This window comes from Kitasatospora sp. RG8 (assembly GCF_017813315.1).
In the GTDB taxonomy this organism is placed as follows: Bacteria; Actinomycetota; Actinomycetes; order Streptomycetales; family Streptomycetaceae; genus Kitasatospora.
This window is the reverse complement of the sequence record NZ_JAGIYX010000001.1, coordinates 242394-267668: the sequence shown is the minus strand read 5'-3', so window position 1 is coordinate 267668 and position 25275 is coordinate 242394. Positions and strand designations below refer to the sequence as shown.

Sequence of the window (25275 nt, the reverse complement as noted above, 5' to 3'; positions counted from 1 at the left end):
GTGCAGGATCCGGCCCACCGGGACGTGGGCCGACCCAGCAGCCCGCCACCTTCCGGCCAGGGAGCCGCCGATGCCCGCCACCAGCACCGCCAGCACCAGCACCGCCAGCACCAGACCCGTCACCGGGCCCGTCACCGGAAGAGCCACCCCGCCCACCCCCGCCGGACGCCTGCCGGCCGCCCTCACCGTCCTCCTCACCCTCACCGCCCTCCTCCTCGGCACGCCCCCGCCCGCCTCGGCGGCCACCGCACCGCTCACCCTGGAGGCCGCCTTCACCGCGCCCGGCAACGGTTGGGCCAAGGTCGAGCGCTACCTCGACACCACCGCCGGGTTCCGCGCCGAGCAGTACCCGCCCGGCGGGCGGGGGGACCAGGACGGCGCCCGCCTGACCTACTTCGGCGGCGTCCGCCAGCCCTATTCCGGGCGCTTCCTGCTCTACTCGGCCGCCGGCTGGAACACCGGCGGCCGGGACGTCCCGGTCCTGCTGGTCCACGGCGCGAACGACAACGCCGACCGCGCCTGGGCGAACCCGAACGAGAGCGGCAGCTGCGGCGCGTCCGCCTGCCCGTCCACCGGCCTCGCCCAGTACCTCGCCGGGACCGGCCACCGCGTCTTCGCGGTCGGCTTCGCGCACAAGCAGGGCGACAACCTGCTCCAGGCGCAGGCCGTCGGCGACGCGATCGCCCTGATCCGGGCCCGGCTCGGGGTGTCCCAGGTGGACGTGGTCGCCTGGAGCAAGGGGGAGGTCGCCGCCCGCGCGTACGTCTCCTCGGTACGGCCGTCCTGGGGCCGGGCCTACGCGGGAGACGTCCGCCGCCTGGTCACCCTCGGCGGGCCGAACGGCGGCCTGGACTACGTCTACGCGCACGGCTGGGCGTTCTCGCTGGCCACCTGGCCGGCCTGCGGCGGCACCGCCAACGCGCCCTCGCCGCACCTGTACATGACCTGCTACGGCACGTACACCGCCCAGCCCTGCCTCGGGGTCCTGCCTACCGGCGGGTACGACTGCTACCCGGGCCAGCGCCAGCTGCTCGCCCGCTGGGACGGCGTCTACGGGGTGGACGGCTCGGCCCAGGACTGGTGGACGACGTACTACGGGGGACAGGGCTACTACACCTCCGGCCAGGGCATCCAGGCGGCGATCGACGCCGGTTCGCTGATCGGGCCGCTCCAGCAGGCGGGCGTCCCGGCGGCGGTCGCCACCTTCCTGATGGCGGGCGGCTCGGCCGACATCCCGGGGATCCTCAACGAGAACCGCGGGCCCAGCGACGGCATCGTCCTCACCCGCAGCGCCCTGGACACCACCGGGATCGGTACGGTCGGCGGGACGCGGCTGCTCGGCGGGCTCAACCACCTGGAGCTGGCCTGGTCCCCGGACGCGATGAGCCAGGTGAACAGCTGGCTCGGCTGACCACCCGGCCGGCGACCGCCCGCCCGGCCGATGCCACGACACCGCCCGGCCGGCGCCCCGCTCACCGTCCTCCCGGTGCCCGTACGGCCAACTGATCCACTCCGCACCGTCGTTGATCGACTCCACTGTGACCTGCACGACAACACCCTCCACCGAGTTGTCGCCCCCCGGACGGCCTGCCTAGCCTGCTCGGGACGTCCGCTTCGCGGACCTCCGCCGTCGGGACGCCGAGTCCTGTCCACCCGCCGGCCGGCAACCGAGCACCACAGCGGACGGGAGCGGGGGACCCAGGTCAGTGCCCGGCCCGTGCGCTCCCCGCGCCCGGGCCGTGGCTAGGGGTGAAGCCGCTCCACAGGCGGCCGGGCAACCTCAGCCCGAACCCGACAGCTCACCTCGCAGGCGTCGCAGAGGACACTGCCATGCAGAAGCCCACCCGGCGCAGCGCGCCGCGCCATGCCCGCCCCAGCCACCGCGGTCGCAACGCCGCCTTCGCCGTCACCGGCGTGCTCGCCATCAGCGGTGCCGGCCTCCTGGGCATTCCCGCGGTGAGCGGGGCCCAGGCGGCCACCGCGCCGACCGTCACCCAGGACAGGCTCGGCCCGGCCACCATGGTCGCGGGCAACGCCTCCGCCGCCTCGCTGACCGTCCACTCCTCGGCCTGCTTCACCGCCAGGACGGTCGGTGTCGGCGTGCGTGACGCGGCCGGCCACAACCTCGACTTCCCCGGCAACCGCACCAACGCGCAGATCTGCCCGGGCGGGCTGACGGTCACCACCGGCTCGCGGACCCTGCCGGCCGGCACCTACACCCAGTTCGGCTTCTGGCAGGACTCCGCCGGTGCCTGGCACAACCTGCCCTCGCAGAAGCTCGTGGTCTCGGCCGCCGCCACGCCGGCGCCCGCCCCGACCACCGCACCCACCGCCACCCCGACCACCGCACCCACCGCCACCCCGACGCCCGCGCCGACCGCGACCCCGTCGCAGACCGCCGCCCCGGGCGCGATACCGGTCGCCGGCAAGAAGCTCACCTGGTCGGACGACTTCAACAGCCTCGACCTGGGCTCCCGCTGGACGGCCGACCGGAGCAGCTCGTACCACTACGGCGACCACAACCCGAACGACAACAAGCTCGACTGGCTGAACAAGAACAACGTCACCGTCTCCGGCGGCGTCGCCACCTTCACCGCCAAGCCGAGCAGCCACACGCTGGAGAACGGCAAGCAGGCCTGGGACACCGGGCTGCTCACCACGGAGTACTCCAGCGAGGGCTTCAAGGTGAAGACCGGCGACTACATCGAGACCCGGGTCAAGCTCCCCGCCGGCACCGGCGCCTGGCCGGCGCTGTGGACCTGGAACGGCACCAGCGGCGCCCACGGTGAGATCGACTCCTTCGAGTACCACACCGACAACCCGAACCTGCTGGAGCTGACCAACCACATCACCCCGGGTCACCTGTACTACACGGACGCCAAGGCGATCGCGAAGGACGGCTGGGTCACCATCGGCACCCACTACGGGGCCACCTCGGTCGACTGGTACGTCAACGGCGCCAAGGTGTTCTCCGACGGCAAGGGCGTCGGCGCCGACTGGGCCGCGTACCCGATCCTCAACCTGTCCCTGAGCGCGGGGCAGTACCACCCCGCGCCGCAGGGCACGGCGCCGATCACCTTCGCCGCGGACTACGTCCGCGTCTACCGGTAGGACCGGCCGTTGCGGACCGCCCGCCCGTCAGTGGCGGGCGGCCTCCACGACCTGGATGCTGAACGGCTGCCGGTTGTCCGTCTCGTTCCGGTCGTCGTCACCGCGCACCGCGACGTAGCCGCCGCTCAGCTCGCCGAGGGGGACGGTGGGGGCGAGCCGGACCGGGATCAGCGCCGTCGCGCTCCGGTACCGCCCCAGGCCGGCCGGGAAGGTGCAGCGCACCCGGTGGCCGTTCTGGAAGTCGTAGCAGTTCTCCGGGAAGTAGGGCTTCTCGGGCGTGACCCCCTCTGGCAGGGTGATCACCACGGTGAACGGTGAGGCCGTCCGGTCCGGGCCGGTGTTGGTGACGAACGCGTGCACCGTGGTGGTGCCGCCGGGTACGGCGGGGTCCGGATCGATCCGGATCACCTCCAGGTCGGAATCGGAGGCGGAGGGGGCGGGGGCCGCGGGTGCCGCCGGCGCGGTGACCTCCGCCGCCGGGTCGGTCCCCGGGGCCGGATCGGCGTCCGGGCACGCCCACGCGGGACCGGCGGCCAGCGCCGCCAGTGCACACCCGACCGTCAGCGACCTGACGGCCAGCGACCGGCCTGCCGACGGCCCGACCACCGTCCGCCCGACCACCGGTTCCCCGACCACCGGTTCCCCGGCCACCGGTTCCCCGGCCCCGGGCGCCCCGGCCTCCGCCGACCTGCCGAAGAAACCCCGTACGGACCCTCTGCGCGACATCGCCGCTCACCCTGTCCTTCGCGTTCCGGCGCCCGGCACCGTCGCGGGGCGCGTCCGCATTCAGCGTGACCGACCGGCCCGTCGCGGCCGGGGCAACCCGCCCTCGGGCCGCTCGAACGGGCGAACGCCTCCGCAGGAGGCCGACCGGGTCGACCTCCTGTGCGGGGAAACGCCGGTGACGCCGTGTCAGGGGGCCAGGACCTGCCCCAGCCGGGCCGCGATGTGGTGCATCACCGGTACCAGCGAGGCCGCGCCGGCCTGCTCCTCCAGCGCCCGGATCCGGGCCTCCGGACCGGAGACCGAGAGGGCCGTCGGGGTCGGCGCGCCCGGTACGGCGAGGGCGATGCAGCGCACCCCGATCTCCTGCTCCTGGTCGTCCACCACGTAGCCGCGCTCGCGCGCCTCGGCCAGCTGGTTCAGCAGCTCCTGCGGGTCGGTCACCGTGAACTCGGTGTGCGCGGGCAGCGGGTTGGGGCCGAGGACGGCCCGGGCCTCGTCCTCCGGCAGCTGGGCCAGCAGGGCCTTGCCGACGCCGGTGCAGTGCGGCTGCACCCGGCGGCCGACCTCGGTGAACATCCGCATCGAGCGCCGCGACTGCACCTGTCCGACGTAGACCACCTCGCCGCCCTCCAGCACGGCCAGGTTGGCCGTCTCGCCGGTGGCCTCCATCAGCTCGGCCAGGTAGGGGCGGGCCCAGCTGCCCAGCAGCCGGCCGGCCGTCTCGCCGAGCCGGATCAGCCGCGGGCCGAGGGTGTAGCGGCGTGCGGTGTCCTGGCGCACATAGCCCTGCTGGACGAGGGTACGAACCAGACGGTGGATGGTGGGCATCGGCAGCCCGGAGGAGGTGGAGAGCTCGCTGAGCGTGGCCACGCCGCCGGAGTCGGCCAGCGCCTCCAGCAGCTGGAAGGCGCGCTCGACGGACTGCACACCGCCGCTCGCGCGGTCCGTGCCCGTCGTCGATGCTGTGTCGGGGGTCGCAACCACCGGCGTTCCCTTCGCTGTCGGGGGAGGAGTAGAGTCCCTGCGATCACCTCAACAAACCGTTGAAATTCTGTATCGCGGAAACTAGTCTCCACCTTACAGAATCGAACCCTCCGGTAGGTGGGTTCAGATCGGTTCAGATCAAGGAAGTTCCCACCGGAACTGCCTTCGCCATGCTCAACCGTCTTAGGAGTGTCCTGCTCATGGCTACAGATCAGGGACCCGCCGGCGCCTCCCCCGCCGCTCCGGTCGTCACTGTCGCCGGTCCGCGCGTCCATCGGGCGGAGGAGGTGCTCACTCCGGAGGCGGTCGCCTTCGTCGTCGGGCTGCACCGCGCCTTCGAGGACCGCCGACAGGAGCTCCTGGCCCGCCGCAAGACCCGCCGCGCGGAGATCGCCCGCGCCGGCGTCCTGGACTTCCTCCCCGAGACGGCCGCCGTGCGCGAAGGCGACTGGACGGTGGCCGAGGCCCCGCGCGCGCTCCAGGACCGCCGGGTCGAGATCACCGGCCCCACCGACCGCAAGATGGTCATCAACGCGCTGAACTCCGGCGCCAGGGTCTGGCTCGCCGACTTCGAGGACGCCACCTCCCCGACCTGGGAGAACGTGGTCAGCGGCCAGATCAACCTGATCGACGCCTTCGAGGGCCGGATCGACTTCACGTCCCCGGCCGGCAAGGCCTACACCCTCAAGCCCGCCGCCGAACTCGCCACCGTCGTGGTCCGCCCGCGCGGCTGGCACCTGGACGAGAACCACCTGCTGGTCGACGGCGAGCCGGTGGCCGGCGCCTTCCTCGACTTCGGGCTCTACTTCTTCCACAACGCGGCCCGGCTGACGGCCCGCGGCGCCGAGGACCCGAACTCCGGCCCGTACTTCTACCTCCCCAAGACCGAGAGCCACCTCGAAGCCCGGCTCTGGAACGACGTCTTCACGCACGCCCAGGCCGCCCTCGGCCTCCCGCACGGCACCGTCCGCGCCACCGTGCTGATCGAGACCATCACGGCCGCGTTCGAGATGGAGGAGATCCTCTACGAGCTCCGCGACCACGCCGCCGGGCTCAACGCCGGCCGGTGGGACTACCTGTTCTCGATCGTCAAGAACTTCCGCGACGCCGGCGAGCACTACATCCTGCCGGACCGCAACACCGTCACCATGGCGTCCCCCTTCATGGCCGCCTACACCCGGCTGCTGGTGCAGACCTGTCACCGCCGCGGCGCCCATGCGATCGGCGGCATGGCCGCCTTCATCCCCAGCCGGAAGGACCCGGCGGTCAACGCGGCCGCCCTGGAGAAGGTCAAGGCCGACAAGGACCGCGAGGCCGGCAACGGCTTCGACGGCTCCTGGGTCGCCCACCCGGACCTCGTGCCCGTCGCCCGCGCCTCCTTCGACGCCGTCCTCGGCGACCGCCCGAACCAGAAGGACAACCCCGGCCCGGCCGAGCCCGTCACCGCCGCCCAGCTGCTCGACATCGCCGGCGCCGGCGGCACCTGCACCCACGCGGGCCTGCACAACGCCGTCCAGGTCGGCGTCCGCTACATCGAGGCCTGGCTGCGCGGCCTCGGCGCCGTCGGCATCTTCAACATGATGGAGGACGCCGCCACCGCCGAGATCTCCCGCTCGCAGATCTGGCAGTGGATCAACAACGGCGTCGTGCTCTCCGACACCGGGGAGAAGGCCACCGCCGAGCTCGTGCGCCGCCTGGTGGCCGAGGAGCTGGCCGGGCTCCGGGCCGAGCTGGGCGACGAGGCCTACGCCGGCGGGCGCTGGCGCGAGGCCGCCAAGCTCTTCGAACAGGTCTCCCTGGCCGAGGAGTTCGCGGACTTCCTGACCCTCCCCGCGCTTCCCCTGCTGGGCTGAGCCCCAATCTATCCAGTACGGAAGAGGCTGCCGCCTGCCAGGCTGTAGCACTCCTCCCGCTCCATTGCTCCGTTCCGTACGGCGACGAATCCACCGTCTTCCCATCGCCGTACGGAACGGCCTCTCCCCCCGAGGACCCCAGTGCCCCGCATCTTCTTCAACGGCCAGGCCATGGTCGGCGGTCCGTTCCACGCCTCCGTCGCCGACGCCCTGGTCGGCCCCGTCCGCACCGCGCCCGGCTACCGCTTCTTCTCCATCGGCGACGTCTGCCCCGGCCTGCACCCGGACCCGGCCGCCGACACCGCGATCGAGGGCGAGCTGTACGACATCACCCTCGAACACCTCCGCGACGTCATCCTGCCGGGCGAGCCCCGTGAGCTCGAACTCGGCGTCATCGAGCTGGACGACGGCTCCGCCTGCCTCTCGATGCTGCTGGCCCGGGGCGAGGCCGACCGCGGCGTGCACCGTGAGATCACCCACCACGGCGGCTGGCGCGCCTACCTCGCCACCCTGGGCCGCACGGCCTGAGCCGGTCTGCCGGTCTGCCGGTCCGCCGGCCCCCGTCAGCCGGCCCCGGGTCCGTCAGCCGTCCCCGGTCTGCGGCCCCCGCCCGACCAGGGCGTCGCCGAGAGGGCTGCGGCGGTACAGGACGCTGCGCCCGTGCCGGGTGCGGTCCAGCAGGCCGGCGGCGGCGAGCGCACCGAGGTGGCGGCTGACCGCGCCCGGCGTGACGCCCAGCCGGTGGGCGAGTTCGGTGGTGCTGGCGGGGGACTCCAGCAGGAGGAGCAGCCTGGTCCGCGGCGCGCCGATCAGCCCGGCCAGCGGCCCGGCCGCCGCCCCCGCCGCCCCCGCCGGCTCCCCACGGTGGCCGCCGCCCAGACCCTCGGCCATGGTGGCCTTCCCGCGTGCCGGGTACGTGATCAGCGGCGGCCCCACCTGGGTGATGTCGGTCTGTGCGCCGAGCCCGAACAGCGTCGGGATCAGCACCAGCCCCCGGCCGGCGACGTCCACCGAGGCGCCCACGGCCTGCACGGCCGGATGGGGATCGGTGAGCCGCAGCACCCCCGCGCACCAGGAGAGCCGCGCGTCGAGGTCGGCGAAGAGCCCCTCCGCGCCGCGCTCCGAGAGCATCCGGCCCCGGTACGCGATGTCCGCCTCCAGTACCGACCGCGCCCGCGGCCACCAGACGGGGGCGAGGCAGCGCGTCCAGTACGCCTCCAGCGCCTCGGCCACCCGGGCGGTGAGCGCCGCCGGGTCGTCCACGAGCCCCGCGAGCACGGGCGGCAGCGGGCTCCCGTCGCCCCGGTACGCGGCGAGCACGTCGGCGCGCACCACCTCCGGCGGTGTGGCCGCCAGCCGGGCGAGTTCGGCGGTGAACTCCGGACGGGGCGCCGGCGGACGGGGCGTGAGGAAGTCCGGCACGAAGCCGACGGGCGCGATCAGCGACTCCAGCAGTGCGGTGTCCAGCGTCTCGTACCGGGACCGCCAGGCCGCGATCCACGGCCGGTGCTCCGGGTAGCGGGCGGCGAACCGGCGGGCACGAAGGCTCAGCACGGTCTCCTGGAGCGGCGAGTACGCGAACCAGGTGGCGGCGAGGTCGTCAACATCGAAGCGGAACTCGAACATTGACCGCAACGGTAAAAGAATTCCGCCCGCCCGGGAACCCCGCTGTCCTTCTGTCATGACCTCCACCGCGGTGCGCCCCGCTGCTCTCGGCCGCCTACTGCCGGACGATCCGCTCCTGCGCCGGCTCGTCCTGATGAGCCTGGTGAACACCGTCGGGGACGGCCTCTTCGTGACGGTGAGCGTCCTGTTCTTCACCCGCTCCGTCGGCCTGACGCCGGGCCGGGTGGCACTCGGTCTCACCGTGGCCGGCGTCTGCGGCGTGCTCGCCGGCGTGCCGATGGGGCGGCTGGCCGACCGGGTCGGCAGCAAGCGGCTGCTGCTGGTGGTCGGGCCGCTGGAGGCCGCGGCGGTGCTCGGCTACGCGTTCGTGCACTCCTTCGGGGCCTTCGTGGCACTGGCCTGTGCGGCGACGGTGCTGGAGCGCGGTGCGGTGGCGGTGCGCAGCGCGCTGATCGCCCGGGCGCTGCCCGCCGAGGGCCAGGTCCGCGCCCGGGCGTTGCTGCGCTCGGTGATGAACGCGGGCCTCGTCGTCGGCTCCGGCGGTGCGGCCCTCGCGCTGCAGGCCGATGCGTACGCCGGGTACGTGACGATGATGGTGCTGGATGCGGCGAGCTTCCTGGGCGTGACGGCGCTGCTGGCCGGCCTGCCCGTGCCGGCCGGGCCGGTCCGTGCGGCGGGCGCCGCCGGGGGGCCGGCGAAGCGGCGCACCGCGCTGCGGGACGGCCGGTACCTGCTGGTCGCCGGGCTGCACGCGGTGCTGGAGCTCCAGCTCGCGGTGCTCACGGTGGGCCTCCCGCTCTGGATCGTGCTGGGCACGGACGCGCCGCCGGGGGTGGTCTCCGCGGTGAACGCGGCCAACTGCCTGCTGGTGGTGCTGTTCCAGGTCCGGGCGAGCCGGGGGGTGACGGACGTGGCGAGCGCGGCGTCGGCCTGCGCACGTGGCGCGCTGCTGCTGGCGGGTGCCTGCCTGGTGTACGCGGCCGCGCAGTCCGGCCCGGCGGCCCTGGCGGCCGGGGTGGTCCTCGCGGGGGCCCTGGTGCACAGCCTGGGTGAGCTGCTGACCTCGGCCGGCGGCTGGACGCTCAGTCTGGAGCTGGCCGATCCGCGGGCGCACGGCGAGTACCAGGGGGTGTTCATGAGCGGGCAGGCGGCCGCCCACGTGATCGGCCCGTTGGTGATCACCGTGACGGCGGTCGACCACGGCGGTGCCGGATGGGTGGTGCTGGCGGGGCTGTTCGCCCTGGCGGGGCTGGCCCTGCCGGCGGCCGTCCGCGGGCCGGTGCGCGCCGGGTAGCCCGGCCGGCCCGCGCCCCACGGGGGTGGGAGCGGGCCGGCGGGGTGTGCGCGGGCACGCCACAGCCCCGGACCCTCGCCGTGGGTCCGGGGCTGTGTTCCGCACGCCGTCCTGAAGGGGGCGGCGGGCGGAGTCCGGGTGACGCACCGTCCCTGGGCGGCCCGGAGTTCAGGGGGTAGTGCGGAGCGGCCCTCCGGAGGGGACCTCCGGAGGGGACCTCCGGAGGGGACCGTGCACTACACCGGGCGGGCGGCCAGCTCCTTGGCGGCGCGGGCGCAGGCCTGGGCGATCCGGTCCTCGTTCACGGTGGTCAGCTGCCCCTTCTCGACCACGGCGTTGCCGTTGACGAAGAGGGTGGCCAGCGGCGGCAGTGCGCCGAGGGTGAGGGCGGCGACCGGGTCGGCGATCGAGGAGTGCATGATCCCGTCGATCTTCCAGAGCGCGAGGTCCGCGAGCTTGCCGACCTCGATGGAGCCGATCTCGTTCTGCCGGCCGAGCACCCGGGCGCCGCCCATGGTGCCCAGGCGCAGCGCCTGCCGGCCGGTGAGCGCGGTCGGGTAGCCGTGCAGGCGGTTGATCAGCAGCGCGTTGCGCAGCTCGGTGCCCAGCTCGCCGGACTCGTTGGAGGCGGTGCCGTCCACGCCGAGGCCGACCGGCACACCGGCCTTGAGCATGTCGGGGACGCGGGCGATGCCGGCGGCGAGGCGGGCGTTGGAGGACGGGCAGTGGGCGACGCCGGTGCCGGTCTCGGCGAACTTGGCGATGTCGGAGTCGTTCATGTGGACGCAGTGCGCCATCCAGACGTCCTCGCCCAGCCAGCCCACCGACTCGAAGTAGTCGGTCGGGCCCATGCCGAACAGCTCCTTGCAGAACGCCTCCTCCTCGGCGGTCTCCGAGCCGTGGGTGTGCAGCCGCACGCCCAGGCGGCGGGCCAGCACGGCGGACTCGCGCAGCAGCTCGGTGGAGACCGAGAAGGGGGAGCAGGGCGCGAGGGCGATCTGCAGCATCGAGTCGGGGGAGGCGTCGTGGTACCTGGCGACGGCCTCCTCGGAGGCGATGAGGATGTCCTCGGTCTTCTCGACGGCGTGGTCGGGCGGCAGGAAGCCGTCCTTCTTGCTGCGGTCCATCGAGCCGCGCAGCGCGGTGAAGCGCATGCCGAGCTCTTGGACGGCCTCGATCTCGGCGCCGAGGATGTCGCCGCCGTCCTCGGGGAACACGTAGTGGTGGTCCGAGGCGGTCGTACAACCGGACTTGAGCAGCGCGGCGGCCGAGCCCTGCGCGGCGGCGTGGACGAGCTTGTCGTCGATCCGGGCCCAGGTCGGGTAGAGGGCGACCAGCCAGTCGAAGAGGATGTTGTCCTGGGCGAGGCCGCGGGTGATCCACTGGTAGAAGTGGTGGTGGGTGTTGACCAGGCCGGGGGTGACGAGGTGGCCCTCGCCGTTGATCCGGCGTACCACGTTGTCCAGCCACTGCGGGGCGGGGCCGTCGCCGACCGACTCGATCTTGTTGCCGAGGATGACCACGTGGCCGCGGGCGTACTCGGTGTCGTTGGCGTCGACCGTCGCGATCGCGACGTTCTCGATGACGATCCGCTGGTCGGCGGGCGGAGGCTGGACTGCCATGGGGAACTCCTATGGGGGAGGCCGGGCGGGCATGGGGCGCATGCCCGCCCGGTGGGTCAGGACGGTGTCGCCGTCGGCACCGTCGTGCCGGGTGTTCCATCGGCCGGCGACCGGCGGGCGACCCCGACGTGGTGGAAGAGCAGGTTGAGCAGGACGGCCATCACGCAGCCGGCCGATATCCCGGAGTGCATGAGGGTGCGGACGGCCTCCGGGAACGCGTCGTAGAAGGTCGGGACGGCGATCGGGATGATGCCGACGCCGAGCGAGACGGACACCAGGATGGTGTTCGAGCTGGACTCCATCCCGGCCTCCGCGAGGGTGCGGATCCCGCTCGCCGCGACCGTGCCGAAGAGCACGATCCCGGCGCCGCCGAGGACGGGCTGCGGTACGAGGGAGACGACCGAACCGAGCACGGGGAAGAGCCCGAGCACGATCAGGATGCCTCCGCCGGCCGCGACCACGAAGCGGCTGCGGATCTTCGTCAGCGCCACCAGCCCGATGTTCTGGGCGAAGGCGCTGGCGGCGAAGCCGTTGAAGACCGGGCTGAGCGCGGTGGCCAGGCCGTCGGCCCGCAGGCCGGCGGCGAGGACGGGCTCGTCGGCCTCACGGTCGACGATCTTGCCGAGCGCCAGCATGTCGGCGGTGGACTCGGTCATCGAGACCACCATGACGATGCAGAGCGAGGCGATCGCGGCCGCGTCGAACAGCGGTGCGCCGAAGTGGAACGGGGAGGGGAGCGCGAAGACCTTCGCGTCCTGGACCGGGCCGAAGTCGGCCAGGCCCAGCGGGAAGGCGAGCAGGGTGCCGATCGCCAGTCCTATGAGCAACGAGAGCTGCTGCCAGAAGCCGCGCAGCAGCCGGTTGCAGAGCACCACCGCGACGAGGGTGATCGCGGCGAGGCCGATGGCCCGCACGGAGCCGTATCCGGGGGCGCCCGGCGAGCCGCCGCGCGCCCAGTTCACCGCCACCGGGAGCAGGGACACCCCGATGAGGGTGATCACGGTGCCCTGGACGACCGGCGGGAAGAACCTGATGAGCTTGCAGAAGTACGGTGCCGCGAGGAAGCACAGGACCCCCGCGACGATCACCGCGCCGAAGATCACCGGGAGGGCGTCCTTCGGCCCGTGCTCCTTGGCGATGGCGATCATGGGCGCAACGCCCGCGAACGAGACGCCGTTCACGAACGGCAGCCGCGCTCCGATCTTCCAGAGGCCGAGGGTCTGGAGCAGGGTGGCCAGCCCGGCGGTGAACAGGCTGGCCGAGATGAGCAGGGCGAGCTCGGTGGGGGAGAGCCCCACGCCGGCACCGACGATGAGCGGGGGAGCGACGACTCCCGCGTACATCGCGGCGACGTGCTGCAGGCCGGTGGTGATGAGCTTCACCGGTGGCAGCAACTCGTCCACGGGGTGGGTTTCCGGTCCGGACGGCTTGCCGGGGAGGCTGCTTGACGCACCGTCCGGACCAGAAGATCTTGCAGGGGTGGAACCGCCGTCTGTGCTGCTGGTGTTGCTGGGTGCCATGTCGAGCCCCTCTTGTACCCGTGGCTCGCGGCGCGCCCGTGGCGCTGGAGACTGGCTGGCAATGCCCTGGCCGAGGGCGGGACGGCGGTGCAAGGGTCCCTCGGCCGGCCTCCCCAGCGCCCCGGGCCGGCCGCCGTGAGGCGGGCACGATCTCCGGTGGGTGGGGGGTGGAGAAACAGGTGGTGCAGGTGGTGCAGGTGGAGCGGGTGTTTCCGGCCGCCCGGCAGCGGCCGGCCCGTGGGGGCCGGAGGGTGCAGCGGTGCCGGGCGGGGTCATGAGGGTGGTGAGGTCAGGCGACCGGGATGACCGGGACGACGCCCTCGCGGTGCACGGTGCCCTCGATCAGGCCGTACATCCGGTCGGCGGCGTAGTAGACCTCGTTGTCGTTCTTGAGGCCGAACGGCTCCAGGTCGACGAGGAAGTGGTGCTTGTTGGGGAGTTCGAGGCGGACCTCGTCCACCTCGGCGCGGTTGTTCAGGACGCGGGTGCCCATCGCGTGCAGGGTCTGCTGCAGCGAGTACGAGTAGGTCTCCGCGAAGGCCTCCAGCAGGTGGCGCCGCACGTGGGCGTAGGAGCGGTTCCAGTTGGGCTGGGCCTCGCCGTCACGCCCGTTGAAGCCGTACTTCCAGCGTGCCGTCACCTGGGTGGCGAGGATGCGGTCGTACGCCTCCTGGAGGGTGGTGTACTTGTCCTTGATGTAGCCCCAGAACTCCGAGTTGGTGGAGTTCATCACGATGAGGTCCTTGAGGCCCGAGATGACCTGGACGTTCTCGCCGTCGTAGACGATCTCGGTGGTGCGGGTCTCCTGCCCGTTGCGGACGAAGGAGTGGCCGACCTCCTCGGAGCCGATGAAGCGCGCCGAGTTGTCCGGCGTCTTGATCCGGTCCCAGGCGAACTCCTCGATCCGGATCCGGGCGCTGTGCACCACACCGCGCTCGGTGTCGTCCACGAAGTGCCGCGCCAGGGTGATGCCGAACTGCTCCGCCGACTCGATCCCGTACTCCTTCGCGAAGGCGTACACGGTGTTCTTCGTCGTGTCGGTGGGCAGGCAGTTGGCGTTCGACCCGGTGAGGTGGACGTCCTCGAACTCGCCCTGGAGGGAGACCGAGACGTTCAGGTCCTTGATCTCGTGACGGGTCGAGTCACGGTAGATCCGGACGATGCGGTTCTCCGCCTTGCCGTACTGGTTCTGACCGAGCACGTGGGCCATGACATGGCTCCCAATCAATGAGGCGGTCTAGCTTCCGCGGTAGACCGAGTATCCGAACGGGTTGAGCAGCAGCGGCACGTGGTAGTGGTGCTGCGCGGGCGCGACCGTGAAGACGATCGAGACCTCGGGGAAGAACGGCGTCTCGTCCGACTTCGCCGCGTAGTACGCGGCGGTGTCGAAGAGCAGCCGGACGACCGAGCCCGCCTCCACGGCCGGCAGGTCCTTGGCCCGGCCGTCGGAGTCCGTGGCGGAGGTGCCGAGCACCTTCCAGCCACCCTCGGTGTGCAGTGCGAGCTCGACCGGGACACCCTCGGCCGGGCGGCCGAGGCTGGTGTCGAGCACGTGGGTGGAGATGCCAGTCATGGGTGAAGTGACCTTACTGATGGCAGATGTGACTTTACGTCGGAAAGAACTGACGGTACGTCAGGCGCGTGGCCGTCAGGCCTCGTCGAGCAGGCGGTTGATGCGGATGTCGTTGATCTTCCGCAGCTCGCCCCGGACGATCTCCGCCTCGGTGGCGGCGTCGTTGGGGAAGCGCTCGCGCAGGGCGGCGAGCATCGTGTCCGCGGTGCGGCCGGTCGCGCAGATCAGGAACACGTGGCCGAACTTGGCCTCGTAGGCGGCGTTGGCCTCGCGCAGTTCGTCGAGGAGTGCGGTGTCCACTCCCCTGATGCCGGCCTGCTCGCGCTCGGAGGTGGCGTCACCCGTCTTGGGCTTGCCGATCCGGGCGTGGCCGGCCATCGCGTCGTGCAGGTCGTCGGCCGCGAGTGCGGCCATGGCCGACGCGTTGGCGTCGAGCAGGGCCGCGCGGTCGGACCACGGGCGGGCCGCCGCGACGGCGTCGGCCCAACGGGGGCTGGAGCAGACCTCCAGCAGGATCGCCCTCAGCTCGGCGGCGTCGGCCGCCGCCAGGGCGTCAAGGGCGTGGGGGTGGTTGGTCACGGGTGGACCTCCTGAAGAGTGGTGCCACCCGCACAAGCTAGATCCACCCACCCGGGCCGTCAACACTTTGTTTAACGGTTGGTGGTTACGTTTTGAACGGGCCCCGGTTACCAGGCCGTTTCGTGTGCGATGAGACAAGTGTGCCCCGCCGGGGGCTGGTGAAGACTGACCGGACCGGCAGGGGCACCCCCGGACACGCCCGCAGGGGCGCGTCCGTTCGTACTCAGCCGGACTTCGAGCCGTCCTGGCGGTTGAGGTAGTTGTACACGGTGAAGCGGCTCACGCCCAGCGCCGTGGCGACCGTCTCCACTCCGTGGCGGACGGTGAAGGCGCCCCGCTCCTCCAGCAGGGCGACCACCCGCTGCTTCTCCCAGCGGTCCAGCTCGGACAGCGGGCGGCCGTCGAACTGGCGGGCCATCTCGGCCAGCAGGCGGTCCAGCGCACTGCTCAGGTGGGGCAGCCGGACGGCCAGTGCCGGGACGCCCTCCCACTCCAGGACGACGTCCTCGGCCTTGGCCTCGTCCAGCGGGACGGGCGTCGCGCCGACGGCGGCCAGCAGCGGCTTTATCGCCGCGGAGAGCGGGTGTTCCAGGTGCTCGGTCATGGCGTACCGCCCTCCTCGCCGAGGACGCTGACCTGGACGGAGATCCGGGTCGCGCCGGCGTCCAGGGTGTTCCTGAGCAGCTTGGTCACGGCGGCCAGGACCTCCTCGGCCTCGCCCTCCGCGCCGGTGCCGAAGGGACCGACCGAGACGGCCAGGCCGGCCTCGTCGACCACCTTGCGGGCCGCCACCGCGTGCTCCGGGAACGTGTCCAGTTCGAACGGTTCTGTCGTGAACTCCACCATCAATCGCACCCGCTCACTCTAGCGAGCGGGTGCGGGCGGGGTCAGGGGCTGGTCGATCGAACAGCGGCCGGGCCTGGGGCGGAGCGCTCCGGAGAGGCTTCAACAAATTGTTGCGGCGGTCTTGACACCCGATCGGCGCTCCGGACATGCTTCCACCAAGCAGAATCCCTCTTCCGGATCGTGGAAGTTGCGGATGAAGGAAGAGAGTGAGAGGTGATTGACGTGACGGCCGCCGCCCAGCACAGCTTCACGGTCAACCTGTCGATCCTGTTCAGCGAGCTGCCGCTCCTGGAGCGTCCGGCCGCAGCCGCCGCCGCCGGCTTCACCGCCGCCGAGCTGTGGTGGCCGTTCGGCGAGGAGCACGCCCCGTCGGAGGCCGAGCAGGACGCGCTCCGCAAGGCCTTCACCGACGCCGGCGTACAGCTCACCGGCCTCAACTTCCTGGACGACCTGAGCAGGGGTGCCCGCGGTACCGTCTCCGTGCCGGCCGAGCGGGAGCGCTTCCGGGCCAACGTCCCGGTCGCCGCCGGGCTCGCCTCCTCCCTCGGCACCAAGGCGCTCAACGCCCTCTACGGCAACCGGGTCGAGGGTGTGGACCCGGCCGAGCAGGACGCGCTCGCGCTGGAGAACCTCGTCCTCGCGGCCCGGGCCGCCCACGAGATCGGCGCGGTCCTGCTGATCGAGGCGCTGAACCGGCCGGAGTCCCCGGACTACCCGCTGGTCTCCGCCGCCGCCGCCGTCGAGGTCGTCGACAAGGTGAACGCCGCGACCGGCCTCGGCAACGCGAAGTTCCTCTGCGACCTGTACCACCTGGCCAAGAACGGCGAGGACCTGGCGGCCGTCATCGACACCTACGCCGACCGCTTCGGCCACGTGCAGATCGCCGACAACCCGGGCCGCAACGAGCCCGGCACCGGCGGGCTGGACTTCGAGGACCTCTTCGCCCGCCTCGCCGCCGCCGGTTACACCGGCCGGATCGGCCTGGAGTACCGCCCCTTCACCGGCGTCAGCGCCGACAGCTTCGAGTGGCTCCCGCGCGAGCTGCGCCCGTCCCACTGACGCGCGCCGCCGAACCGGCCCTCGGTACCCCACACCCCTCCACGTACAAAGGAACCACGCGATGAGCCGCAAGATCGCCTTCATCGGCCTCGGCATCATGGGCAGCCCGATGGCCGCCAACCTGGTCAAGGCCGGCCACCACGTCACCGGGTACAACCTCACCCAGCCGCAGATCGACGCCCTGGTCGCGGCCGGCGGCCACGGTGCGACCAGCATCGCGGACGCGGTGAAGGACGCCGAGGTCGTCATCACGATGGTCCCCGCCGACCCGCACGTCGAGCAGGCCATCCTGGGCGAGGGCGGTGTGCTGGAGAACGTGAAGGCCGGCACCCTCGTGATCGACATGTCGAGCATCACGCCGCAGACCTCGATCAAGGTCGAGGCCGCCGCCAAGGAGAAGGGCGTCCGCACCCTGGACGCCCCGGTCTCCGGCGGCGAGGCCGGTGCCGTCGAGGCCGTGCTGTCGATCATGGTCGGTGGCGCCGCCGAGGACTTCGCCGAGGCGAAGCCGCTGTTCGACGCGCTGGGCACCACGGTCGTCCACGTCGGCCCGGCCGGCGCCGGCCAGACCGTCAAGGCCGCCAACCAGCTGATCGTCGCCGTCAACATCCAGGTCCTGGCCGAGGCCGTGGTCTTCCTGGAGAACGCCGGCGTCGACCTCGGTGCCGCGCTGGACGTGCTCGGCGGCGGCCTGGCCGGTTCCACCGTGCTCAACCGCAAGAAGGCGAACATGCTGGACCGCGAGTTCGCCCCCGGCTTCCGCATCGACCTGCACCACAAGGACATGGGCATCGTCACCGACGCCGCCCGCGCCGTGGGCGCGGCCCTGCCGGTCGGCGCGGTCGTCGCCCAGCTGGTCGCCTCGGCCCGTGCCAACGGCGACGGCTCCCTGGACCACTCGGCGCTGCTGCGCGGCGTCGAGCGGCTGTCGGGCCGCGAGGTCAAGTAGCCCACGAGTCGCCCGCCGCCGCCCTTCCCGGGCGCGCGGTGCGCGGCACCCTCCGGGGCCGGGGTGGTGAGACCCCGGCCCCGGGCCGGGGCGGTCGAGCCCCGGCACCACAGACTCCTCCTGGTGGCGTGTACCTATCCGGTCGTGCCCGCGCCACCAGGAGGCCAGGCCCGATCGGCAGGCGGGCTGGGGCTCATCCGCCTCCTGCCGATCGTCCAAGCCGGTGACGCGCACTCCCTGTCGGGGGCACTTCGGTCGTGCCGTTGCGCGTCGCCCGGCCCCCTCCTTCGCCGAGGGGAGCCCCTCGTACGTCGGAAGCGGGACGAGGGGAACGGCGGGGAGGGGGCCGCCCCCAACCGAACCCGGGCCGCCACGGCCGCCAGGGCACATGCTTGACGAACCATCGCCAGACCCGTCCGGAAGTGAGGCCCACGCCATGCCCGCCACCCCCACCCAGGGCCATGTGGTCGTAGCTCCCGACAAGTTCAAGGGCACCCTGGAGGGAGCCGAGGTCGCCGCCCGGATCGCCGCCGGCATCCGCCGCGCCGCGCCCGGCGCCGAGGTCCGCGAACTGCCCGTCGCCGACGGCGGCGAGGGCACCCTGGCCGCCGCGCTGGCGGCCGGCTTCACCCGGATCCCGGCCAAGGTGGCCGGCCCCACCGGCCTGCCCGTGGACGCGGCGCTCGCCGTCCGGGGCGACACCGCCGTGGTCGAGCTGGCGCAGTCCTCCGGTCTCGCCCGCCTGCCCGGCGGCCGGACCGCCCCGCTCGCGGCCGGCTCCTACGGCGTCGGCCAGCTGATCGGCCGGGCGGTCTCCCTGGGTGCCAAGCGGATCGTGCTCGGCCTCGGCGGCAGCGCCTGCACCGACGGCGGCGCGGGCATGGTCCAGGCGCTGGGCGTCTCGCTGCTGGACGCCGACGGCGCCGAGCTGCCGCCCGGCGGCGCCGCGCTGCGCCGGCTGGCCCGGCTGGACCTCGGCCCGCTGGCCACCGGGACACCTGCGGCGGGGCTCACCGGGGTCGAGGTCGTGGTGGCCTGCGACGTGGACAACCCGCTGCTCGGCCGGCGCGGCGCGACCGCCGTCTACGGCCCGCAGAAGGGCGCCGACGGCGACGACCTGGTGATCCTGGAGGAGGGCCTGACCCGCTTCGCCGACGTGGTCGGCGAGGCCGTCGGACGGGACTTCCGCGACGCCCCCGGCGCCGGGGCCGCGGGCGGGGTGGGCTTCGCCGCCCTCGCCCTGCTCGGCGCCACCATGCGACCCGGCATCGAGCTCATGCTCGAACTGCTGGGTTTCGACGAGGCCGTGCGTGGGGCACGCCTCGTCGTGACCGGCGAGGGCTGCCTGGACGCTCAGACGCTCCATGGCAAGGCACCCGCCGGAGTTGCCGCGGCGGCCGCCCGGGCGGGGGTTCGGGTGGCCGCTGTGGCAGGGCGGCTGGAACTGTCGGAGCGCGAGTGGCGGGCGGCGGGGTTCGCCGCCGCCTACGCCCTCACCGACCTGGCCGAACAACCCGGGGACAGCATGACCAAGGCGGCCGAGCTGGCCGAGGTCGCGGGGGAGCGGCTCGCGGCCGCGCTCCTGGCCCGCTAGCGACCCGTACGCCTCTCGTACGTTCCTCCATTGACGTTTTGTTGAAGGCGGCCCTAGGCTCCGGGCAATCCTTCGACGAAGTCCTCAACTCTTCTTCAGGCAACCGCTCTTTCAGGTTTCGGAGGCCCCCCATGCCCTTCAGTGACACCGTGGTGATCCGCTCCCGCCGGGTGGTCCTGCCGGACGGCGAGCGTCCCGCGGACGTGCTGATCCGGGACGGGCGGATCGAGCAGATCGCCGAGCACGGCTCCCTCCTGGCCGGCGACCAGCACCTGACCGACCTCGGCGACACCGCCCTGCTCCCCGGCCTGGTCGACACCCACGTGCACGTGAACGAGCCCGGCCGGACCGAGTGGGAGGGCTTCGCCACCGCCACCCGGGCCGCCGCCGCCGGCGGTGTCACCACCGTCATCGACATGCCGCTCAACTCCGTCCCGCCCACCACCACGGTGGACGGCCTGGAGGCCAAGCGGAAGGTCGCCGAGGGCCAGGCCTGGATCGACCTCGGCTTCTGGGGCGGCGCCGTTCCCGGCAACGTCCCCGACCTCGAACCGCTGCACCGCGCCGGCGTGTTCGGCTTCAAGAGCTTCCTCGCACCCTCCGGCGTGGACGAGTTCCCGCACGTCGAGCAGGCCGACCTGGAGGCCGCGCTGGCCGAGCAGGCCCGGATCGGCGCACTGGCGATCATCCACGCCGAGGACCCGGCCGTCCTGGACGCCGCCCCGCAGCAGCCCGGCGTCCACTACCGGGACTTCCTGGCCTCCCGCCCCGCCGACGCGGAGACCGCGGCCGTGGCCCGGCTGCTGGACACCGCGCGCCGCACCGGAGCCCGCGTCCACATCCTGCACGTCTCCTCCGCCGCCGTGCTGCCGCTGCTGCGCCAGGCCCGGGAGGACGGCGTTCGGGTCACCGCCGAGACCTGTCCGCACTACCTCACCCTCGCGGCCGAGGAGGTCCCGGACGGCGACACCGCCTTCAAGTGCTGTCCGCCGATCCGCGACGAGTCCAACCGCGACGCGCTCTGGGCGGCCCTGGCCGCCGGCGAGTTCATCGCGGTCGTCTCCGACCACTCGCCGTCCACCCCCGAGCTCAAGCTGCTGCCCGAGCTCGGCGGCAGCGGCGACTTCGCCGCCGCCTGGGGCGGCATCGCCTCCCTCCAGCTCGGCCTGCCGGCGATCTGGACCGAGGCCCGGCGCCGCGGCCACACGCTCGGCGACGTCGTCCGCTGGATGGCGAGCGGCCCGGCCTCCCTGGTCGGCCTCACCGGGACCAAGGGCGCCATCGCCGTCGGCCACGACGCCGACCTGGTCGCCTTCGACCCGGACGCCGACTTCGCCGTGCACGCCGCCGAGCTGCACCACCGCAACCCCGTCACCCCGTACGCGGGCCGGACGCTGACCGGCGCCGTGCGCACGACCTGGCTCCGCGGCCGGGTCGTCGACGTCACGGCCGAGCCGTTCGGCCGCCAGATCACCCGCCCAGTCACCCGCCCGGTCACCCGTCACGAGGAGTCTCAGTGAGCACCGTCAACACCCCGAGCGCTCCGTTCACCGAGCTGGTCAACCTGGCCTCCCGGCTGCTCGGCGCCGGCGTCGTCGCCACCAACGAGGACACCTTCGCGGACGCGGAGAACCTGCTGGTCGCCAAGCCCGCCGAGTTCCGCGCGCACACCTTCGGCCACAAGGGCCAGATCATGGACGGCTGGGAGTCCAAGCGCCGCCGCGGCGTCAGCGCCGAGCAGCCGCACCCCACCGACGAGGACCACGACTGGACGATCGTGCGGCTCGGCGTCGGCGGCGTCGTCCGCGGGCTGGTCGTCGACACCGCGCACTTCACCGGCAACTACCCGGAGAGCGCCTCGGTCGAGGCCGCGGCCGTCCCCGGTCACCCGTCGCCGGAGGAGCTGACCGCGGCCGAGTGGGTCGAACTGCTGCCGCGCACCCCGCTCCAGGGCGACACCGCGCACGAGTTCGCCGTCGACAACGGCACCCGCTTCACGCACGTACGCCTCAACATCTTCCCGGACGGCGGCGTCGCCCGGCTCCGCGTGCACGGCGAGGTGCTGCCCGACCCGCGCGAACTGGACGGCCTCACCTTCGACCTGGCCGCCCAGGAGTACGGCGGGGTGGCCGAGGCGGCGTCCGACCGCTACTTCTCCTCCCCGCACAACCTGAACGCTCCCGGTCGCGCCTCCGTCATGGGCGAGGGCTGGGAGACCCGGCGTCGGCGCGACAAGGCCAACGACTGGGTGCAGATCGCCCTGGCCGGGGGCGGCGAGGTCCTGGCAGCCGAGGTGGACACCACCCACTTCGTCGCCAACGCCCCCGGCTGGGCCGACCTGACCGGCTACGACGCCTCGGCGGGCGGCGACCCGTCGCAGGATCGCGACGGCTGGTTCGAGATCCTGCCCCGCACCCGCCTCCAGCCCGACACCCGCCACCGCTTCCGGCTCGACGTCGGCCGCCCCGTCACGCACGTCCGGATCAACGTCTACCCGGACGGCGGCCTCGCCCGGCTCCGCCTCACCGGCCGCCTCACCGAGGCCGGCCGCGCCGCCCTCGCGCTGCGCTGGTTCAACGCCGTCCCGGCCGCCGAGGCCGTCGCGGCGCTCACCGAGGCCGGACTGGCCGCCGACGAGGCCGCCGCCCTGGCCGCCGCCCGCCCGCTGGCGGACCAGGCCGCGGCTGCCACCGCCGTCGCCGCGCTCCGGCCGGCCGACGGCCCGGACGGCGAGCACTCCTCCCGCCGCCGCTCCGCCGTCTGGCGCCTGCTCGGCATCTGAGCATCCTTCACCTGAGGCCCAGTCACCTCATTCTCCACGCAACGCCTTTATCGACACCCGAAGGACCCCCCATGTCCAAGATCCTGACCACGGAGTCCGGCGCGCCCGTCGCCGACAACCAGAACTCGGCGTCGGCCGGCGAGTACGGCCCGCTGCTCATCCAGGACCAGCAGCTCCTGGAGAAGCTCGCCCGGTTCAACCGCGAGCGCATCCCGGAGCGCGTCGTGCACGCCCGCGGCTCCGGCGCGTACGGCTACTTCGAGGTGACCGACGAGGTTTCGCAGTACACCAGGGCCGCCTTCCTCTCCGAGGTCGGCAAGCGCACCGAGCTGTTCCTGCGCTTCTCCACCGTGGCCGGCAACCTGGGCTCCAGCGACGCCGTCCGCGACCCGCGCGGCTTCGCGGTGAAGTTCTACACCGAGGAGGGCAACTACGACCTCGTCGGCAACAACACCCCGGTGTTCTTCATCAAGGACCCGATCAAGTTCCCCGACTTCATCCACTCGCAGAAGCGCGACCCGTACACGGGCATCCAGGAGGCCGACAACGTCTGGGACTTCTGGGCCCACTCGCCGGCCTCCACCCACCAGATCACCTGGCTCTTCGGCGACCGCGGCATCCCGGCCTCGTACCGCCACATGAACGGCTACGGCTCGCACACCTACCAGTGGGTCAACGAGCAGGGCGACGCCTTCTGGGTGAAGTACCACTTCAAGACCAACCAGGGGATCCGCTCGCTGGACGGCGACCAGTCCGCCGAGGTGCTCGGCGCCGACGCCGACTCGCACCAGCGCGACCTGCACCAGGCCATCGAGCGCGGTGTCTTCCCGTCCTGGACCCTCTACGTCCAGCTGATGCCGGTCGCGGAGGCCGCGGAGTACCGCTTCAACCCGTTCGACCTCACCAAGGTCTGGCCGCACGCCGACTACCCGCTGGTGAAGGTCGGCCGCCTGGTGCTGAACCGCAACCCCGAGAACGTCTTCGCCGACGTCGAGCAGTCCGCGTTCTCGCCGAACAACTTCGTGCCCGGCATCGGCCCGTCTCCGGACAAGATGCTCCAGGGCCGCCTGTTCGCCTACGCCGACGCCCAGCGCTACCGCCTCGGCGTCAACCACACCCTGCTCGCCGTCAACGCCCCCCGGGCCACCGAGGCGAACAACTACGGCCGTGACGGCTTCTCCGCCGTCAACAAGTCCGGCCGCGGCAAGAACTACGAGCCCAACTCGTACGACGGCCCCGCCCAGACCGACAGCGCGCTCGCCGCGCCGGTGAGGCTGGACGGCTACACCGGCACCTACACCACGCCGGCGCACACCAAGGACGACGACTTCTTCCAGGCCGGTGAGCTCTACCGCCTGATGTCGGCCGGCGAGAGGACCCGACTGATCAACAACATCGCGGGCTTCCTGGCGCAGGTCTCGCGCGACGACATCGTCGAGAAGAACCTCGCCCACTTCCACGCCGCCGACGAGGAGTACGGCGCCCGCCTGGAGGCTGCCGTCACCAAGCTGCGCGCCGGCGACGAGGGCTGACGCCCCGTCCGACCACCCTCACCGGCCGCCCGGGCCCGTACCCCGGCGGCCGCGACCGGGCCTCTCCCCCAGGGCAGTGGGGGAGGGGCCCGTTCCTTCTTCCGGGCTGTTCCGTCTTCCGGGACCGGCCGCCGGTCGGGCCCCGCAGGTCCGTGGCCGGTTGTCGTCGGCCCGTGGCCGGTGGTCGTCGGGCGCCGTCCGCCGGGACTCCCGGGGGCGTCCGCCGGCCCCCTGCGAAGCACGCGGCCCTCGGGCCCGTCCAGCACCTTCACCGAATATTCGCGGACGGCAACTGCCGGGCCCCCGGGGTGGCTAGGCTGGAGGCGCCCGCAGGTCGCTCCGCGGGCGGACATCGGAAGGGGACGACATGTCGACACCAGCCCCGGGTCGTCACGCCGCACTGGACCGGGGCACGCCCGGTCCGTTCACCTCCTTGCAGCACGCCCTCAGACTGCTGGAGGCCGTCGACCGGCACCCCGGCGGTGCCACCCTGGTCTCCCTCGCCAGGGAGAGTTCCCTGAGCCTGTCGACGGTTCGCGGGCTCGCCGAGATCCTCGAGATCGAGGGCTATCTCCAGTGCCAGGACGGCGGTTGGGTGCTCGGCGGCACGTTCGCGCTGCTCGGGCAGTACAACCGGGAGCAGCTGGTGCGCGCCCGGCTGGACCGCAAACTCGCCGACCTGCGCGATGAGTTGGGTGCCGCGGTGTATTTCAGCCGGTACCACGACGGCGAGTTGTCGGTGGAGGCGGTCTCGGCCGCCGAGCACGCGCCGGCCGTGCAGGAGTGGGTGGACTTCCGGGCCACCGCGCACGCGAGCGCGATCGGCAAGTGCCTGCTGAGCCAGCTCGACCACGACGCCCGCCGGGACCACCTGTCCCGGCACCCGGTGGCCCGGCTCACCTCGCGGACGGTCACCGACGCCGACCAGCTGATGCACCGGCTGGAGCGCCAGCCCGCCACCGTGCCGGTGCTGGACATCCAGGAGTACGCGCTCGGCACCGTCTGCGCGGCCGTCCCGGTGATGGCCGGCAGCACGGTCGGCTGCCTGGCCACCTCGATGCCGGTGGACAACGTGCACCGGCTGAAGGCGGCCGCCGAGCTGCTGGCGGCCCGGGCGGCGCCGCTGATGCTGGCGATGGCGGTCTGACCGCCGGCCCGCGTCGCGGGCCCCGCCGAAACCGCAGGCCCCGCCGTACGACAGGGCAACCGCAGGCCCCGTCGTACCGCAGGTCGACCGCAGGCCCCGTCGAACCCCTTCCGGGATTCGGCGGGGCCCGTGTGTGACTCCGATGGGTAGCTTGCGAGTCCGTCTTCTTTGAGCTGGGGTTTTCGACTTGTAGTTTGCGCGCCGTTCCGAGCGTTAGTTTGCGAGGGGCCGTCCGGCTGTGGTGACCGTGGGTGACAGATCCGGCTGCTGACAGGTGTCCGCGTACTCATCGAGATGCTCAGCCAGGGATGGATGAACGTGCTCAGTGAACTGTCTGCCAGATGGCAGACGGTCAGGCTGCCTTTCTGTCGTGTCCGATGGCGACTCCCACGTTGCCTGAGCGCCTGACAGGCCGCTCCTGACAGGGTGTGCCTGTCAGGCTCTCACCCGAAGATGAGCTCCACATCCCCCGCCCCGC

22 protein-coding genes and 1 riboswitch are annotated in these 25275 nt (G+C 72.7%); of the genes, 12 read left to right on the top strand and 10 right to left on the bottom strand.

All coding sequences use genetic code 11. The annotated features are described in order from the left end of the window. The first annotated feature begins 70 nt into the window (after positions 1-70). On the top strand, positions 71-1411 hold the full coding sequence (locus J5Y04_RS01160; protein WP_256463439.1) for a triacylglycerol lipase: 1341 nt from the start codon (positions 71-73) through the stop codon (positions 1409-1411). Between the two features lie 251 nt (positions 1412-1662). Further along, positions 1663-1828: riboswitch (cyclic di-AMP (ydaO/yuaA leader) on the top strand. 2 nt (positions 1829-1830) lie between these two features. Then, positions 1831-3111, top strand: a complete 1281-nt coding sequence (locus J5Y04_RS01155) for a family 16 glycosylhydrolase (RefSeq protein ID WP_245203962.1) — start codon at positions 1831-1833, stop codon at positions 3109-3111. A 27-nt stretch (positions 3112-3138) separates the two neighbouring features. On the opposite strand, the gene J5Y04_RS01150 is transcribed toward J5Y04_RS01155, so the two are convergent. Then, a complete protein-coding gene (locus tag J5Y04_RS01150; RefSeq protein ID WP_209409061.1) occupies positions 3139-3762 on the bottom strand; it encodes a hypothetical protein in 624 nt (207 codons plus the stop codon). A gap of 261 nt (positions 3763-4023) precedes the next feature. After that, positions 4024-4821, bottom strand: a complete 798-nt coding sequence (locus tag J5Y04_RS01145; RefSeq protein ID WP_209409059.1) for an IclR family transcriptional regulator — start codon at positions 4819-4821, stop codon at positions 4024-4026. Positions 4822-5021: 200 nt separating this feature from the next. Here J5Y04_RS01145 and aceB point away from each other — a divergent pair, with 200 nt between their 5' ends. After that, positions 5022-6674 (top strand): malate synthase A, encoded by a 1653-nt coding sequence (aceB, locus tag J5Y04_RS01140; protein WP_209409055.1) that lies wholly within the window; start codon positions 5022-5024, stop codon positions 6672-6674. A gap of 141 nt (positions 6675-6815) precedes the next feature. After that, positions 6816-7202, top strand: a complete 387-nt coding sequence (locus J5Y04_RS01135; RefSeq protein WP_148641760.1) for a gamma-glutamylcyclotransferase — start codon at positions 6816-6818, stop codon at positions 7200-7202. Between the two features lie 54 nt (positions 7203-7256). Here the strand turns inward: J5Y04_RS01135 and J5Y04_RS01130 are convergent, their stop codons facing one another. Then, positions 7257-8300, bottom strand: a complete 1044-nt coding sequence (locus J5Y04_RS01130) for an ArsR family transcriptional regulator (protein WP_209409052.1) — start codon at positions 8298-8300, stop codon at positions 7257-7259. Positions 8301-8355: 55 nt separating this feature from the next. Here J5Y04_RS01130 and J5Y04_RS01125 point away from each other — a divergent pair, with 55 nt between their 5' ends. After that, on the top strand, positions 8356-9594 hold the full coding sequence (locus tag J5Y04_RS01125; protein WP_209409049.1) for an MFS transporter: 1239 nt from the start codon (positions 8356-8358) through the stop codon (positions 9592-9594). A 236-nt stretch (positions 9595-9830) separates the two neighbouring features. On the opposite strand, the gene J5Y04_RS01120 is transcribed toward J5Y04_RS01125, so the two are convergent. From J5Y04_RS01120 to J5Y04_RS01090, 7 genes are all read right to left on the bottom strand, one after another. Further along, complete coding sequence (locus J5Y04_RS01120; protein ID WP_209409046.1) at positions 9831-11216, bottom strand: 8-oxoguanine deaminase; 1386 nt, start codon at positions 11214-11216, stop codon at positions 9831-9833. A 56-nt stretch (positions 11217-11272) separates the two neighbouring features. Then, entirely contained in the window at positions 11273-12736 is a 1464-nt protein-coding gene (locus tag J5Y04_RS01115; RefSeq protein WP_209409043.1) for a nucleobase:cation symporter-2 family protein, read from the bottom strand. A 289-nt stretch (positions 12737-13025) separates the two neighbouring features. Further along, on the bottom strand, positions 13026-13946 hold the full coding sequence (gene pucL / locus J5Y04_RS01110; protein ID WP_209409040.1) for a factor-independent urate hydroxylase: 921 nt from the start codon (positions 13944-13946) through the stop codon (positions 13026-13028). Between the two features lie 27 nt (positions 13947-13973). Next, positions 13974-14309: a hydroxyisourate hydrolase gene (uraH, locus tag J5Y04_RS01105; protein WP_209409037.1), complete on the bottom strand. Its 336-nt coding sequence runs from the start codon at positions 14307-14309 to the stop codon at positions 13974-13976. Positions 14310-14384: 75 nt separating this feature from the next. Beyond that, the gene (gene uraD / locus J5Y04_RS01100) at positions 14385-14888 is read right to left on the bottom strand and encodes a 2-oxo-4-hydroxy-4-carboxy-5-ureidoimidazoline decarboxylase (RefSeq protein ID WP_209409034.1); all 504 of its coding nucleotides are present in this window, start codon (positions 14886-14888) and stop codon (positions 14385-14387) included. A gap of 223 nt (positions 14889-15111) precedes the next feature. Further along, positions 15112-15492: a helix-turn-helix domain-containing protein gene (locus tag J5Y04_RS01095; RefSeq protein WP_209409031.1), complete on the bottom strand. Its 381-nt coding sequence runs from the start codon at positions 15490-15492 to the stop codon at positions 15112-15114. Further along, complete coding sequence (locus tag J5Y04_RS01090; RefSeq protein ID WP_148642267.1) at positions 15489-15734, bottom strand: thiamine-binding protein; 246 nt, start codon at positions 15732-15734, stop codon at positions 15489-15491. The genes J5Y04_RS01095 and J5Y04_RS01090 overlap by 4 nt, the downstream gene beginning before the upstream one ends. A gap of 213 nt (positions 15735-15947) precedes the next feature. On the opposite strand from J5Y04_RS01090, the gene J5Y04_RS01085 reads away from it, so the two are divergent. From J5Y04_RS01085 to J5Y04_RS01055, 7 genes are all read left to right on the top strand, one after another. After that, positions 15948-16793 (top strand): TIM barrel protein, encoded by an 846-nt coding sequence (locus tag J5Y04_RS01085; protein WP_209409028.1) that lies wholly within the window; start codon positions 15948-15950, stop codon positions 16791-16793. Between the two features lie 61 nt (positions 16794-16854). Continuing rightward, the gene (locus J5Y04_RS01080) at positions 16855-17742 is read left to right on the top strand and encodes a 2-hydroxy-3-oxopropionate reductase (protein WP_209409025.1); all 888 of its coding nucleotides are present in this window, start codon (positions 16855-16857) and stop codon (positions 17740-17742) included. A 436-nt stretch (positions 17743-18178) separates the two neighbouring features. Beyond that, positions 18179-19336 carry a glycerate kinase gene (locus J5Y04_RS01075; protein WP_209409022.1) on the top strand — a complete coding sequence of 386 codons (1158 nt, stop codon included), beginning with the start codon at positions 18179-18181 and terminating at the stop codon, positions 19334-19336. A gap of 131 nt (positions 19337-19467) precedes the next feature. Beyond that, positions 19468-20856 (top strand): allantoinase AllB, encoded by a 1389-nt coding sequence (gene allB / locus J5Y04_RS01070; protein ID WP_209409018.1) that lies wholly within the window; start codon positions 19468-19470, stop codon positions 20854-20856. Then, the gene (gene alc, locus J5Y04_RS01065; protein ID WP_209409015.1) at positions 20853-22118 is read left to right on the top strand and encodes an allantoicase; all 1266 of its coding nucleotides are present in this window, start codon (positions 20853-20855) and stop codon (positions 22116-22118) included. Before allB ends, alc begins: the two co-directional genes overlap by 4 nt. 71 nt (positions 22119-22189) lie before the next feature. After that, positions 22190-23650 carry a catalase gene (locus J5Y04_RS01060; RefSeq protein WP_209409012.1) on the top strand — a complete coding sequence of 487 codons (1461 nt, stop codon included), beginning with the start codon at positions 22190-22192 and terminating at the stop codon, positions 23648-23650. Positions 23651-24017: 367 nt separating this feature from the next. Next, entirely contained in the window at positions 24018-24797 is a 780-nt protein-coding gene (locus tag J5Y04_RS01055; protein WP_209409009.1) for an IclR family transcriptional regulator, read from the top strand. The last annotated feature ends 478 nt before the right edge of the window (positions 24798-25275 follow it).